This is a genomic window from Burkholderia pseudomultivorans (assembly GCF_001718415.1).
In the GTDB taxonomy this organism is placed as follows: domain Bacteria; phylum Pseudomonadota; class Gammaproteobacteria; order Burkholderiales; family Burkholderiaceae; genus Burkholderia; species Burkholderia pseudomultivorans_A.
Map to the genome: position 1 here is coordinate 398,980 of NZ_CP013378.1, position 14,377 is coordinate 413,356.

Consider the following 14,377-nt stretch of genomic DNA (forward strand, 5'->3'; position numbering starts at 1 on the left):
TAAAGACAGTGCTTCACTTGGCGGGACGTCCCATACGCGAAGCGTCCCGGCGTCCTTGTCGATGTGGCATCGTTCGTGGCGCAGGGATCACTTCGGTGTGTCCGGGACCAGGGTGATTTCGACCCGCCGGTTTCTGGCGCGCCCCTCCGGCGTGTCGTTGTCGGCAATAGGTCGCGTATCGCCGTAACCCTGGATGGCGAATTGCGTGGCCGGAATGCCCGAAGCCTCGATGAGCCAATCGCGTACGGCTTGCGCGCGTGCAACTGAAAGCTTCAGATTGCTGTCTGGATGACCCACGTTGTCGGTATAGCCGGCGACCAGAATCCGCTTGTCGGGATGCGCCTTGATCATCTCGAGCGCGCCGACCATCGCGCGCGTGGAATCGGGCTTGAGCTGCGCCTTTCCGCTATCAAAGAGCGACATGCTGTCGAGTGTGACGACCGCTGGCGGCGGAGCAGGCGCGACATAGGATGCGATGGCATCGTTCAATGTCGGCGTCAGTTGCGTCCCCCGATACATGCCGAACGACAGGCGCAGCGGCACACCCGTGCGAGCGTACCGGTCGAGCTGGTCCCGGTCGTCGACCAGCACCTGCAGGGCGTCCCGCTTCGCGACGTCGTGCGCGGCGGGAATCATCGAATAGTGGGCGAGGTCGGCGCCAATGCGCGTCAGCAGCGTCTGGTTGTTTTTGCCGGCACTCCAGAACGCGATCGCGGCCGCGCAGGCAACGAACGCGATCGCATGGGCGCAGGCTGCCATGCGCGGCGACATCCAGTGCCGCCGGGGCATCGATTCGATCAGCGGCTCGGGCAACGGCCACGGCAGCGGCGAGGCCGAGGCCTGAGCACGCACGACGCGGGTCTGCATCTCTACGTCGCGTATCCAGGGATTAACCTGGCCGTTATCGTCGGAAGTCGCCATGGGACTCGCGGGCCCGCAATCGATCCAGCCCGCTCCGAACAACGCCCACGGGCCGGCGGGTTGCTGCCGATCCGTCAGCGCGCCGATCACGACGCGCTGTGTCCATCCGACGATCGACGCAAGCGCTGCCGCGCGGACTGCTGCGGTGCTGTCGCCCGCCCCGTGCTGCACTTCGTTCTCGGCGGCCAGGATCACCGGCCCAAAGCGCTCGGCATCCAGGAGGGGAAACGACGACGACACGCCGTACCACTGGGGCACCGCGTATTCCGACGGACCCGTCGTGAGCCGCTGATACACCGCGACATACCCTGGCAATCGTGTGCCAAGCATGCGGGACGCGTCAGCGGCGGCCTGCCGGGCGATACGCAATTGTTGGGTCAAGCCGTTTGCCCCGGCGTGCTGCCCCGGCACGACCGCCAATACGACGCCGTCCGGTGCGCGACCGTCGCGCCACTGCCTGACCGCGACGGCAAGCCGCGGTAGATCTTGCATCCGGTCCACGCGCAACCAGATCCCTCCGTCGCCGAGGTGCACATGGCGGACTTCCCCTTCCCGGTCGAAGAGCGCAGACAGTGCATCGCCTGTCACGAGGACGAGGGGCATGCGCGTGCGCAGCTTCACGGGAATGTCGGTGGTCGCTTCCCCAAGCGCAGTCAGCACGTGGGCACTCTGCTCGCGCGCGCGGTCGAGCAGACGCGTGCGCCACCATACGAGTGCGAGCACAACGGTTCCGACGAGCGCGGTGAGTGTCCACGCGGTGCCAATGCCGACCGGCGCGACGAGCCAGATCAAGGCGAGGGCCAGCGCGGCCGCCAACAGGACCATAACGCGAAACGGATAGCCGAGCCCCTCGTGGCCATGGTCCGGTGTGTGCGCCGACTTGGCGCACAGGCGTGGCAGATCAGGGTTCACGGACGGATGCCTTTGGCCGGCGCCAGATAGGCGATCTGCATGTCGAGTGCTCCCGCCCATAGCATCCAGACGATCATTGCGGCCACACAGGCAAGACCTGCAATGGCCCACGGAGAGAGGCGATAAAACCAGTCGGACAGGCGCCGCCCGGCGCGGTCTATGACAAACGGGCGCGCGGACGAAGGGCGAAGGCTTTCCAGTTGGGTGTTCAGCCTTGCAATCAGCGCACTGCGCTTTACCTCGCTTTCGCGCGCATAGCGCCCGACGAACCCCATCCCAAGGATCGCGGCATAACATTCGAGCAGGTCGACGCGCGGTGGGGTTTCTCGCATGCGAGCCTCAAGTCGGTCGAAGACGCTCTCGCCGGCGTCGTGCAGATTGAATTGCTCGACCTGCAGTGGCTTCAGTTCCCAACCGGCACGCATTTCAGCGGGCAGCGCCCGAAGCACGGTCTCGTCCAGCAGGCCGCACTGGGCGATCAGGGCCTCGCGGCGCACATCGTCCGGATAGCCACGGCGTTTCAGCGCTTCGGAAAAATGCTCGATCAACTGACGGCATCGATTGCGCAGTTCGTCGGCATCCTTCGTCGTTCCGCCGGTGCCGAGCGTCGTCACCAGCAAGGCCGTGTCACGCAGCAGATCGCGCATGCCATGGCTCGGTGTGCTGTCGGCACCGGTCAGCGAGTCGGGCAGCGCACGTTCCGGGCGGCTGGAAGTCAGGGCGTTCATGAGCGCAGCACCGCGTAGAGTTCAAGCGCGGCATCGGGTATCGACGCCGGAAGATAGATTTGACAGGCGCGCGCCGCGAGCATCTTCGCATGTGCGGCGCTGGACGAATCGAGCGCAAAATATTGATTGTCGAGGCGCACCGGGATTGCTGCCGGCACGCGCTGCACGGCTTTCAACGGAATACCCAGCAGCGCGGCGTTGATGATGTGTTCCACGTCATCCGGCGCGCCGACCTTGCAGAGCCGCGGGAATTGCTCAACGAGTTCGAACGCGGGCATCGGCGCATTGACCGACAGATACCAGTCGGCGGCATCCTCGACGATGCGTTCGTCGAGGAATTGGCCGGTCCACGTAGTGGGTGTCTTTCGCGTAAGCCCGATCGATACCACGCGCGACGGAATGATGGCATCGAGCAGATCGCGGATGAGCGATTCCAGTTGCGCGAGCACCTCGTCGGCGCGGGCATGGTCGTACGCCGGAATGTCGGTGAGTTGTGCGCCGGTCGAGAAGGTCATCAACGCACTCGCCAGCTGTGCGAGGGTCGCGTACAGCTGCTCGGGCGGGCGGCCCGGGTGCGTGGCAAAGAGACGCAGTTGCGGCCACGCTGCATGGATGCAATGCAGTAGCCAGAAGAGCTGCACGTCGGCCACGCCATATTCCGCTACCCGCTCGATGCGCTCGCTGCGGCGCGCGCCGAGCGCAAGACTTTTTGCGTGCAGGATGTCGGCCAAGCGCCTGACGCGCTTCAGATGAAGAGAATGGCTGCCAAGCGCCAGGCACGGCGGCACGAATCCGTGATCGACCTTGAACTGAGCGCCGCTAGACCCGCTACCGGCCCGGGTCAGCCGCGCGATCGCGCAGACCGTGTCGTCCGCATGGGACTCAAAGTCGAACAGTAGCCGCACCGCGTGACGTTCCGCCGCGATCTCCGATTCGCCGGATCCGTTCAGGTCCGTGACCTTGACGAATTCGCGGTACGAGCGGCGCGGGCGTGCAAGTGCGGTTTCGTCGAAGCGACAGTTATTGCCGTTCGCATCCGGCAGCGCGAGCGCGGCCAGGACCACGACGCTTTGAAGATCGGCTGGCACACCTTGCGTCAGATCGCGTGCGGGAGGAATGTTGTCGGCGATCGTCGTATCGACTGGCGTCCCGTCGGGAAAGCGCAGCTTCAGCCGCGTGAGCTTGAGACGTCCCGTGGCCAATGCTTCCTCGTCGACCTCGACGCCGAGGGTGCCCCATGGCTCGGCGAGCGCGGCGGCCGCGAACTGCTGCATCGCGAACCCGGCCCATCGTTCCTGCTGCTGGAAATGCTGCTGCGTGAGGATCAAGCCCTCATGCCAGAGCGGTTTGTCGATCCGCATAGGTGTGGTGTACGACTTGTTGTTGATTATCTCGGTCTGGAGATTCTATATGCCTCATCTGTGACTCGTATACTATTTCATTGGTTTGGCGTGCGAATCGTTATGGAATGGAAAACAAAGAATTCGATATTGATATGCCTTATATGCCAATTGCGATGGGAGTGCAATTTTTGAGATGGTTAAGACATTGGAATCTCAAAAATAAGACCGAGACAAATGGGTCGCCAAATGCCGCGAAGCGTTGCTGCGAGCGGCGCTCCGCCGACTTTGCGCGGGCTTATACGCTATCGCGCATTCACCGCGCAATCGAACAAATACGAAAAATTGCTTCTTGTAACGGTTGTTAATGATTTGTCTCTTCTTCACCACATAGAAGATTCTTTGACGTCGCATGGGTAAACATGTTTAATACGACGTGGCAATAACGTCGCATGAATGGAGGTCGCGCTATGAGGTGCAGTCAGTACTCCTTTGTGAGTCGCATCGGATGCCTGGATGCACGCGAAGGAGGTCGCCGCATCGCAACGGGAGCGTTCTGCGGATGTCTATAACCTGAAATAGTTGAGTAATTCCATGGACAGTTTTCAGAGGGAAATTCCGAAAAGTCGCGTCTCCATTACGTTGGACCTGCATACGGGTGGAGCGCAGAAGAAGGTCGAGCTGCCGCTCAAGCTGCTCGTCGCGGGCGACTTCAGTGCGGGCCGCGAGCAGGCGCCGCTTGCCGAGCGAAAAAAGGTCAATATCGACAAGAACAACTTCGATGCTGTTCTGGCCGACTACGCGCCGGATCTGACGATCGCGGCGGAAAACACGCTCGCGGGTGACGGTTCCGAGCTACCGGTGAACCTCTCGTTCCGCTCGATGAAGGACTTCGAGCCGGAGCAGGTCGCGCGCCAGATTCCGGAAATGCAGGCGTTGCTGGCAATGCGCAACCTGCTGCGCGATCTGAAAAGCAACCTCCTCGATAACGGCACGTTCCGCCGTGAATTCGAGAAGATTCTCAAGGACAAGCGTTTGTCTGACAAGCTGCGCGGCGAATTGGCGCAGATCGTCACAGTGGCGACCCAGCCGGAAAGCCATGCCTGAGCGCGGACGGCCCAAGGCGGCCTTCACCGCTTCCCGGAATCAGGTATCCATACGAAAGCAGACAGGACAAGACATGAAGCAGAATGAATCCCGTCAGGGTGCAACCGAGACCGTTGTGCTCGAAGCAGACAGCGTGTATGCGTCGCTGTGCAACAAGATCAACCTCAAGCCTGTCGCCGAAGCCCGCCCGCTCGAGGCCTTCCGTGACAACGATGCATTGTCCGAGGCGTCGCCCGACGAGCGCGTCGCCCGTGGCATGGACGCGCTGCTCAACCTGATTGCGAATGAACGCAGACCGGTCGATCGGCTCGACAAGTCACTGCTCGATTTCTACATCGGTCAGCTCGACCGAAAGATCAGCCGGCAGCTTGACGTCGTGATGCATGCGCCCGAATTCCAGGCGCTAGAGGGTCGCTGGCGCGGTCTCAAGATGCTGGTCTCGCGTACGGACTTCCGCAAGAATGCGAAGATCGAAGTGCTTGACGTCTCGAAGGATGCACTGCAGCGCGACTTCGAGGATACGCCCGAGCTGATTCAGAGCGGTCTGTACCGGCTCACATACATCGAGGAATACGACACGCCCGGCGGCCAGCCGATCAGCGCGATGATCAGCGACTTCGAGTTCATGAACTCGCCGATGGACGTGGCGCTGCTGCGCAACATCTCGAAGGTTGCGGCGGCCGCGCACATGCCGTTCATCGGCTCGGTGGGCGCGGCGTTCTTCGGCAAGAAGTCGATGGAGGAAGTGGCGGCGATCCAGGATATTGGCAACTACTTCGATCGCGCCGAGTACATCAAGTGGAAGAGCTTCCGCGACACCGATGACGCGCGCTATGTGGGCCTCACGATGCCGCGTGTGCTGGGTCGTCTTCCGTACGGGAAGGATACGACGCCCGTGCGCGCATTCAATTACGACGAAGCGGTCAAGGGCCCGGACCACGACAAGTATCTGTGGGTCAATGCGTCGTTTGCGTTCGCGGCCAATATGGTCCGCAGCTTCGTCAATAACGGCTGGTGCGTGCAGATTCGCGGCCCCCAGGCGGGAGGCAAGGTGGAGGACCTGCCGGTTCACCTGTACGACCTGGGCACAGGCGTGCAGCCGAAGATCCCGACCGAAGTACTGATCCCGGAGACGCGCGAATTCGAGTTCGCAAACCTGGGCTTCATTCCGCTGTCGTTCTACAAGAACCACGACTTCGCATGCTTTTTCTCGGCCAACTCGACACAGCGGCCGGCACTGTACGAGACGAAGGAGGCGACGGCGAACAGCCGCATCAATGCGCGCCTGCCGTACATCTTCCTGCTCTCGCGCATTGCGCACTACCTGAAGCTGATCCAGCGCGAAAACATCGGTACGACCAAGGACCGGCGTCTGCTCGAACTCGAGCTGAACAACTGGATCAAGGGGCTCGTGACCGAGATGAAGGATCCGGGCGACGAACTGCAGGCCTCGCACCCGCTGCGCGACGCTAAGGTCACGGTCGAGGACATCGAGGACAACCCGGGATTCTTCCGGATCAAGCTCTTCATCATCCCGCACTTCCAGGTGGAGGGGATGGACATCGGGCTGTCGCTGGTGTCGCAGATGCCGAAGGCTAAAAGTTAGGTCGGGTTGATCCGGGGTTATTCATCTGAGTCGCCGGGGCGGGGACCGGCCCGGCGATCCTGCTTCTGATACAGCATCTCGAGGATGATTTTCATGTCGGTGGTCTTGCCGTCGCTGGTTCAGACGCCCAGTCGGCTCAATACGTACGGGACGTGGCGCTGATGCTCTCCGGTTTGCTCAAGGCACTGTTTCCCTCGCGCGACGCGGAGCAGTTGACGCGCTCGCGTCTCGCAGCTTGGAGCGCGTGGCTGCAGCCGCTGGATGGCGATCAAGGTATCGGGCGCGATCCGGGCTATGAAGACGCATTCTTCGGGCTCCAGGATGAGGCGTCGCGCCTGTCCGGCATTGACGACGCTCTGATCGTCCGTTCGTGCGAGCAGTTGCTCAAGGAGACCGGCAAGGACTTGCGCGTCGCCGGTTATTACGCGGGCGCAAGACTGAGGCAGGATGGGCCGGCCGGCTTTGCTGACGGGCTCGAACTGGTGGCGGCACTGGTCGACCGGTTCGGCGAGGCAGTGCTTCCGGCGCGCGCCGAGGCAAAGAAAGGGGCGCTCGAGTTGCTGGCCACCGCGCGTACGATTGAACTGCTCGATAGCGGCGAGTTTGTTTCCGCCGATCTCGAACGGGCGATCGCTGCGCTCGACGTAGTGGTGTCGTGCACGGCGACGTGGCCGGAAGCGGCCCGCCCGAATCTCAAGCCACTCGTTACGCGGTTCGAGCATCAGGCGCAGCCGGTTGCCAGCACGGCGGCTGCTCCGGGGACGCCCTCGTCCATGGTGACAGGATCCTCCACCAGCACCATCGGTTCGACGCGTGATCTGCTCGATCAGGTACGCAGCATGGCGTTCTGGTTGCGTGATCAGGACAGCGGCTACTTGCCGTCCGTGCGGCTGGCACGGTGCGTGCGGTGGGACACCCTGCACGACGTGCCGCCGGCGGACAGCGCCTCGCACACGCGTTTGGCGCCACCGCGCGGTGAGTTGCGGCAGCACCTCAAGCGGCTCGTGCTGCAAAAACAGTGGCACGAGTTGCTCGAACGCGTTGAAGGTGCGTTCATGGAGGGCGTCAACCACCTGTGGTTCGACCTGCAGTATTTCCAGCATGTCGCCCTCGATCACGTGGGCGCCCCCTACAGCGCGTGGCGTGAACTGCTGCGCGCCGATTTCGCGTTATTCCTCGAACGTTTGCCCGGCATCGAACGGCTGACATTCAACGACGGCACGCCGTTTGCCGATGACGTAACGCTCGAATGGATTGCGCGGCACGCTGTCGTATGCGATCTGGAAGCGGGCGAAGCCATCGCGCCCCTGCCGGTGTCGGCGGGCAGCGATGACGACGCCGCAGGAGACTGGCCGGAGATCGAGGCGCAGGCCCGAGATCTGGTATGCCGCGACGGGCTGGAAGCCGCGTTCGCTTGGCTAGAGGCACTGCCCGGACTGAGAACGGAGCGCCACCGCTTTCTGCAGCGGCTTGTGATGGCGCGCCTTGCCGATCACGCGGGACGTGCGGACACGTCACTTGCCTTGCTTGGCGAATTGGATTCGCAGGCGCGCACGCTGCCGGTGACCCGCTGGGAGCCCGCCCTCATCTTCGAAATCCGTCAGCAACTGGTTCGCGTGCTGAAGGCCGCGAGTACCCGCAAGGACGCGGACAGGCCGGCGCTGGCGCGTCGCATCGCCGAACTGCAGGCCGAACTCGCCGTGCTCGATCCAGCGCGTGCGCTGACCCTGTCCTGAAGGGAGTATCGATGGATAGCGACGATCCGCTCCAGCGCTACTTTGCTATCGGGATGCGTTATCTCGACGAAGCGGGAAGGGAATTCGCGACGGTGCATCCGGACCGCGCGCGCACGCTCGATCCCGACCGCATGACCGAGCGCGACCCCTGGGTCGAGAGGCTCAAGGAGGGGTTCGCATTCCTCGCCGGCCGGCTGCAGCATACGCTCGACAACGAGCGACCGGAACTCACGGAAGGTCTGGTGAGTCTGCTTTGGCCGCATTACTTGCGTGCGATGCCGTCGCTGTCGATCGTGGAACTGGTGCCGAGCACACTTGCGCAGACCACTGTCGTGCCCCCGGGCCTACGCTTGCGCGCGACGCCTGTCTCCGTTGCGTCGCGGGTGGGTTCCGACGTAGACGGCCCGACGACTGTTGAATGCCGGTATCGCACCACACAGGCCGTCACCTTGCAGCCGCTGTTCGTCACGCATGCCGGGCCGGCCGTTCGGCCCGACGGCCGGTCGGTGATCCGGCTTGGCCTTGAATTCGGCCCGTCAGCAGATCGTGCGTGTCTTGATCTCTCGCGCCTGCGGTTGTACCTCAACGCCGAACGGCCCACGGCGCTCGCGATGCACCTCGCGCTGACACGTCAGATCGAATCGATTGCATGGCGCGTTCCTGATGTGCGTAACGGCGAAGCCGCAGCTCTCGAAGGCGTAACCGTCAGGGCGGCCGGTTTTGACCGGCACGACCGGCTGCGGCCTTTCGCAGAGGATGGTTTCGGCGGGTACGAGTTGCTGCTCGAGTATTTCGCGTTCAAGGAGCAATTCCTGTTCGTCGACCTCTGCGGGCTCGACATCGCGAAGCTTCCGGCTCAGGCAACGCGTTTCGAGCTCGAGCTTGTGCTCAAGCACGCTTATCCGGCGGACCAGCCATTTACGGCTGAAAACGTGAGACTTTTCTGTACCCCGGTGATCAACCTCTTCGAGCTCGACGCTGAGCCGATCGTCGCCCGTCACCTGGACGCCGAATACCGGGTTGTGCCCTCGGGCGACGCCGGTGGCTACGTCGAAACGTACTCTGTTGATGCGGTTCACGCGTTTGACGACCACGCAGGCGCGCGCCACGACTACGTACCTTTCGCGACATTCGGTCACCGCGGGGGCATGCTCTGGAGCGAGGCGCCCGAGCGCTATTTCCATGCGCGTGTGCGCCGGGGCGCGTCGGGCCTCCGGGAAACGTGGATCACGCTCGGCGGCCACGCGTGGGACGCGCTGGACGATCTGCCGCAGGAGACCCTGTCGCTGCGGCTGACCTGCGCGAATGGCCAGTTGCCACGAAGCGCGCTGCGCGAAGCGGGCATCGACCGGATCGAAGAGGGCGGCCCCGAGATCGCGGGCGTACGCAATCTCGTCGCGCCGACCCCCATGCGTTATCCGCCGACGAGCGAACGTTTCCAGTGGCGAGCACTCTCGCATCTGGCTCCTTCGTTCCTCTCCCTGACGGACCCTCAGGTGCTGCGCAGCACGCTGGCGCTTTACGACTGGACCGACGATGAACTGAACGGGCGGCGCCTTGCCGGCATCCTGCGCGTCAGGCAGCAGCCACTCGAGGACGTCGTCATGGGTTCGGTCGAACGCGGGGTGCTGATCGAAGTGACGCTCGACGCCCATGCGTTCACTGGAGACGGGGACATGATGCTCTTCGGCGAGGTACTGCACCAGCTTTTTGCGCTATACGCCGAAATCAACCAGTTCACGAAACTCGCGATCGTGAGTCTACCGTCCCAGACGCGCACCGAATGGCCGCGCAGCAAGGCGCGGGAGTTATCGTGAAGCGCGCCGACCTTCCTGAAGTGGAGCCGCTGGTCGCCTCGCTCCTCGTACGCGCGCCGCATATGAGCTTCATGCAGCTGTGCAGGTTGCTTGAATTGCGTACGCCTGACGCGCCGGGTCTGGGCACGTGTGACACGCCGGAACATGAGCCGGTGCGTTTTCGACCGCGCCCCAGGTTGGGCTTTCCGGCGGGTGAAATCGCCAGCGTGGAAATGCCGGACGACGTGCCTACGGCTTACCCTGCACCTGGAAGCTTCCCGGTCGCGCGGGGCAGGACCGCTGTATTGCCGCCGACGGTGCGTACCACGTTCATGGGGTTGTATGGCGTGGACGCCGCGATGCCCTCGCATACGATCGACGAGATCGTGTTGCGGGAGGAAGGCCACGAAGTTGTCGAAGCGTTTCTCGACCAGTTCAATCATCGCTTCGTGACGTTGTTGTACAGGGCGTGGAAAAAGTACCGATATCCCGAGAGCTTTCTGTCCGGCGCTCGCGACGCTTATTCGCGCAACTTGCTGAGCCTGGCCGGCTTCGGCTGGGGCGAGCGGCCACGCCGTGTCGGCTTGCCCGACTCGCGCCTGCTCGCATTCCTCGGTGTGCTGATTCAGAAAACCCGCACACCGCGCGGACTCGCCCGGGTCGTCGCGCTGACCGTGCCTGGTGTCGGCGTGCGTGTCGACGAATTCCGGGCGACGACGGCGATCAATGGCCGTCCTCAACCCCTTTCGGCGACCCGGCCGGCAGGCGAAGCACGGGTACGCCGCGGGCTTGGCGGGGGGTACGTGCTTGGAAAGCGCCTTTCGTTGCGCGCGCGTGCAGTGTGCGTGACGCTGTGGCCAGCGAACGCCCAGCAGGCGCACGACCTGCTCCCTGGCGCCCGGCTGCACCGCGAACTGATGGCCTTCATACAGTTGTATGTCGGCATGAAGGTCGACGTACAACTGCGCATGGAGATATCGTCCCGTCTCATGCCGAAACCGGCCATCGGTCAAGCCCTTGCCGATCCGTCACCGCGCCTGGGGTGGACCACCATCCTGCCGTCCGATGCAGAGCGCACTCTTACGATCCCGATGGGCACCCATGCGGCCTCGGGGAATGCTTCAACCGGAGGCGCCGCATGATCTCGCGTTTGCGCTTGCTTGCCGCGATCAGTGGGGCCTGTATCGTGCTTGCAGCTTGTGGAGCATTGCAGGCCGCAACGGACGCTTCGGCTAATGCGTATCGCGCGGTGTTCGGAAGTAACGTGACCACACTCAACGTCGATGTGTCAGCCAGCGCTTCGATAAATTCCGACGAAAGCGGTCGTCCGGCGCCGGTCGTGGTGCGCATCTATCAACTTCGCGACCGCAAGGCGTTCGATAGCGCTTCGCTCGCGGATCTCCTGACGAACGATCGCGCCCTGCTACGGCAGGACCTCCAGGCCGAGCTGTCTGCGGTGCTGAACCCCGGAGCGTCGGCAAGCCTGTCACAACGCATGCAACCGGGTACGAAGTACGTCGCTATCGTCGCGCTGTACCGCAACGCGGACACCGGTGACGCGTGGAAGCGGGTTATCGCAACGAAGCAACTCCACGCCGATGCAGTACTTGGCGTGAAGCTTGATGAAAACCGTATCAGTCTGCCGGACGATGTGTCCGGGCGCGGGAGCGCATCGCGATGAACAGCCAGCGAAAGGAGCCGACCTCGGCGCGAGCTATCGGCCGGTCGGCATTTGTCAGGAATGTGAGAGGGAGAACCCGGATTACGGACATTGATTTAATGCTTTGCGAGACTAATTAAATTCTTTGTGGCTCGGATGTGCTCGCGGATCGGGCGAGCGCTATCGCGCCCGTGTACAACCTCTTCATGCAACGGTGGCCATGCGGACTATTCAGGATATCGTCAAGCTTCCCGGCGCGATCGTCACGCAACCTTTTCACCTCGAGATTGCAACGGTCGACTCGCCGCTGTCCGTCTTCGACTTTGAATCCACCGAGGAGATGAACAAGCCGTATCTGGTCAAGATCACGGTGACGTCAACGGACAAGCATATCGACGGCGCGGCGTGTGTAGGACGACCGGCTGTCTTCACGATCGACGAACACGCCTCGGTGCCATCGTTGCAGGGACTGGTCGAACCGGCGCAGGTGACGGCGCGCACCTTGCACGGCATCGTGACGCAGTGGACGCGTGTCAAGATCAGTCGCGATGAAGCGATGTACCAGGCGCACCTGCGGCCGCGCTTGGCGCTGCTCGAGGAAGTCCACGATTCGGGTGTGTTCCTGGACCGTTCGCTGCCTGAGCTGCTTACGGATCTGATCGTCGACCGCGACCTATTCGAATCCTACGATCTCGACCTCCAGCTCGAGGGTCTTGACGACAAGGTCGAGCAGACCGTCATGTACGAAGAGACGGTGGCGAACTGCATCGATCGCCACTGCCGCCGCAAGGGCGCGTTTTACTACTTCACGCAGGCAGACAGGCGGGAGGGGCCGCAGCGCGAGACGCTCGTCGTGGGCAATACGCCCAGCGCCTACAGGCGTGCGCTGGAGATTCCTTTGCTGCCGAACTCAGGGCTCGTCAGCTGGCACGAGGCGATTCTCGAACTCGAGGTCGAGCGCAATCTCGTGCCGCAGGTCGTGCGTGAATGGGACCATAACTATCGGGTTCCGGATGATCCGCTGCAGGTCGAGTCCTCTGTAGCCGAGGACGACCGCTCGGTGTACGGAAGCGTGAACCGCAGCAACGAGCACTTCCACTCCGTCAAGGAAGGGCAGGCGCTCGCCGATGTGCGGCGTGACGAACTGATTGCGCGACAGACGCAGATCAGGGGTACGAGCAACGTGCTGGGCATGATGCCGGGCATGGTGGTGCATCTGACCAACGACACGATCCCTGAGGCACCGCATGGATTCGTGATCACGAAGCTCGTGTCGAAGGGCAGCCGCAGGGACTCGGTGACCAATATCTTCGAGGCGATTCCGGCTCACCTCACGTTCCGTCCAGATTATGTTCCGGCGAAGCACTGGAGGTGGGTCAGTGGCACGCTGATCGGCACGATCGAATCGGGCGACGACGAGCCGTACGCGTGGCTGGACGAGTACGGCCGCTACCGAGTGAAGTTCCAGTTCGCGCGTCGCACCGGCAAGCGCGGCCTGAACAGCATGCCATTGCGGCTTTTGCGTACGTCGGCATCGTACCAGGGCGGTCTGCATTCGCCGCTCCTCCCCCAGACCGAGGTCCGCATAGAGGCGACCAACGCAGATATTGATCGACTCTATATAGCCGGAGCGCTCCATGACTATGCGAGGACCGACCCGGTACATGGCAAGGAAGGCTGGTACAGCCGTGCCGTCTGGCGCTCTCCCCTGCGTGGCAACAAGATCCGTTTCGAAGATCTGAAAGAGCACGAGGGCATCAAGATCGGGACGGTCTTTGCGAAGTCGTCGGTTTCGCTTGGTTATCTCGTTGACGGCGAGAAGAAGAAAAGAGGAGAAGGGGTCGAAATTGGGACCCAGGCATGGGCGTCGTTGCACGGACCGAAGGGGGTATTTCTTTCAGCCGATCCGTGGACGCCGAACGCTCCTCATCTGGATATGCCCGCTGCGGTCGCCCAGTTGAAGGCTGCGCTGCAGCGCGTGACGGACCTGGCGGCCGCGACTACACAGGCCCGGGCCGAGCCAGCCGACCATGCCACGCAGGCAGCGCTTCTCGACGGGCTGAACCAGCTTCGCGATGCGGGGCTGCTCGCCAGCGCGCCAGGCGGCATGGCATTCGTCACGCCGAAATCGGCACAGCATTCGGCGGGCGAGAACGTGATTGTCACCGCGGGCCAGGACATGGACATCAGTGTCGTCAAGCGCCTGCGCATGGTGGCGGGTGACCTGTTCTCGCTGTGCGCACACAAGCTTGGCATCAAAATTTTCTCGAAGGGGAAAATCGAGATGCAGGCCCAGGGTGCCGCGATGGATCTTTTCGCGGATCGGACGCTGCACGTGTCAAGCGCGAGCGGTGATGTGCTCGTGGACGCCAAAACCAAAGCGATGATGGCAAGCGGGGGCGCGTCAATGACCATCGAGAACGGCAGTGTCGTCTTTACTTGCCCGGGCGAGTTCCGCATCAGGGCGGCGTCGTTCACGTTCGAGGGGCCGGGCAATACGGCGCTCACCCTGCCGCAACTGCCCGTGAGCAACTACCAACCCAACGCCAGATATAGTCACACAAGGTAAAC

Annotated in this window: 10 protein-coding genes; 7 read left to right on the forward strand and 3 right to left on the reverse strand. The window is 62.8% G+C overall.

Features of this window, described 5'->3' with window-relative positions; translation table 11 throughout:
• Window positions 1-87: 87 nt before the first annotated feature.
• The 3 genes from WS57_RS14720 to tssK are packed head-to-tail and all read right to left on the reverse strand — an operon-like array spanning window position 88 to window position 3,922.
• Complete coding sequence (locus WS57_RS14720) at window positions 88-1,833, reverse strand: OmpA family protein (RefSeq protein WP_069244458.1); 1,746 nt, start codon at window positions 1,831-1,833, stop codon at window positions 88-90.
• Window positions 1,830-2,561, reverse strand: a complete 732-nt coding sequence (locus tag WS57_RS14725; RefSeq protein WP_059601109.1) for a DotU family type IV/VI secretion system protein — start codon at window positions 2,559-2,561, stop codon at window positions 1,830-1,832. Before WS57_RS14725 ends, WS57_RS14720 begins: the two co-directional genes overlap by 4 nt.
• Window positions 2,558-3,922 (reverse strand): type VI secretion system baseplate subunit TssK, encoded by a 1,365-nt coding sequence (gene tssK / locus WS57_RS14730; RefSeq protein WP_069244459.1) that lies wholly within the window; start codon window positions 3,920-3,922, stop codon window positions 2,558-2,560. The genes WS57_RS14725 and tssK overlap by 4 nt, the downstream gene beginning before the upstream one ends.
• Window positions 3,923-4,495: 573 nt before the next feature.
• Between tssK and tssB the strand changes: the two genes are divergently transcribed.
• The 7 genes from tssB to WS57_RS14765 all read left to right on the forward strand — a co-directional run bounded on the left by tssB (window position 4,496) and on the right by WS57_RS14765 (window position 14,375).
• Window positions 4,496-5,008, forward strand: a complete 513-nt coding sequence (gene tssB, locus WS57_RS14735; RefSeq protein WP_038455520.1) for a type VI secretion system contractile sheath small subunit — start codon at window positions 4,496-4,498, stop codon at window positions 5,006-5,008.
• 73 nt (window positions 5,009-5,081) lie between these two features.
• Window positions 5,082-6,614 (forward strand): type VI secretion system contractile sheath large subunit, encoded by a 1,533-nt coding sequence (gene tssC, locus WS57_RS14740; protein ID WP_069244460.1) that lies wholly within the window; start codon window positions 5,082-5,084, stop codon window positions 6,612-6,614.
• A gap of 161 nt (window positions 6,615-6,775) precedes the next feature.
• Window positions 6,776-8,350, forward strand: a complete 1,575-nt coding sequence (gene tssA, locus WS57_RS14745; protein ID WP_059601124.1) for a type VI secretion system protein TssA — start codon at window positions 6,776-6,778, stop codon at window positions 8,348-8,350.
• A gap of 11 nt (window positions 8,351-8,361) precedes the next feature.
• Window positions 8,362-10,167: a type VI secretion system baseplate subunit TssF gene (gene tssF, locus WS57_RS14750; RefSeq protein WP_069244461.1), complete on the forward strand. Its 1,806-nt coding sequence runs from the start codon at window positions 8,362-8,364 to the stop codon at window positions 10,165-10,167.
• Window positions 10,134-11,288: a type VI secretion system baseplate subunit TssG gene (gene tssG / locus WS57_RS14755; RefSeq protein WP_069244462.1), complete on the forward strand. Its 1,155-nt coding sequence runs from the start codon at window positions 10,134-10,136 to the stop codon at window positions 11,286-11,288. Before tssF ends, tssG begins: the two co-directional genes overlap by 34 nt.
• Window positions 11,285-11,827, forward strand: coding sequence for a type VI secretion system lipoprotein TssJ (tssJ, locus tag WS57_RS14760; protein WP_069244463.1), 543 nt, complete (start codon window positions 11,285-11,287; stop codon window positions 11,825-11,827). Before tssG ends, tssJ begins: the two co-directional genes overlap by 4 nt.
• Before the next feature lie 199 nt (window positions 11,828-12,026).
• Window positions 12,027-14,375, forward strand: coding sequence for a type VI secretion system Vgr family protein (locus WS57_RS14765; protein ID WP_069244464.1), 2,349 nt, complete (start codon window positions 12,027-12,029; stop codon window positions 14,373-14,375).
• The last annotated feature ends 2 nt before the right edge of the window (window positions 14,376-14,377 follow it).

What these genes read in the sequence shown, in the direction of transcription:
- tssB (WP_038455520.1), top strand. Translation starts at nt 4,496, where the DNA reads ATGGACAGTTTTCAGAGGGAAATTCCGAAAAGTCGCGTCTCCATTACG.
- tssG (WP_069244462.1), top strand. Translation starts at nt 10,134, where the DNA reads ATGGCCGCGCAGCAAGGCGCGGGAGTTATCGTGAAGCGCGCCGACCTT.
- tssK (WP_069244459.1), bottom strand. Translation starts at nt 3,922, where the DNA reads ATGCGGATCGACAAACCGCTCTGGCATGAGGGCTTGATCCTCACGCAG.
- tssC (WP_069244460.1), top strand. Translation starts at nt 5,082, where the DNA reads ATGAAGCAGAATGAATCCCGTCAGGGTGCAACCGAGACCGTTGTGCTC.
- tssF (WP_069244461.1), top strand. Translation starts at nt 8,362, where the DNA reads ATGGATAGCGACGATCCGCTCCAGCGCTACTTTGCTATCGGGATGCGT.
- WS57_RS14725 (WP_059601109.1), bottom strand. Translation starts at nt 2,561, where the DNA reads ATGAACGCCCTGACTTCCAGCCGCCCGGAACGTGCGCTGCCCGACTCG.
- tssA (WP_059601124.1), top strand. Translation starts at nt 6,776, where the DNA reads ATGCTCTCCGGTTTGCTCAAGGCACTGTTTCCCTCGCGCGACGCGGAG.
- tssJ (WP_069244463.1), top strand. Translation starts at nt 11,285, where the DNA reads ATGATCTCGCGTTTGCGCTTGCTTGCCGCGATCAGTGGGGCCTGTATC.
- WS57_RS14765 (WP_069244464.1), top strand. Translation starts at nt 12,027, where the DNA reads ATGCGGACTATTCAGGATATCGTCAAGCTTCCCGGCGCGATCGTCACG.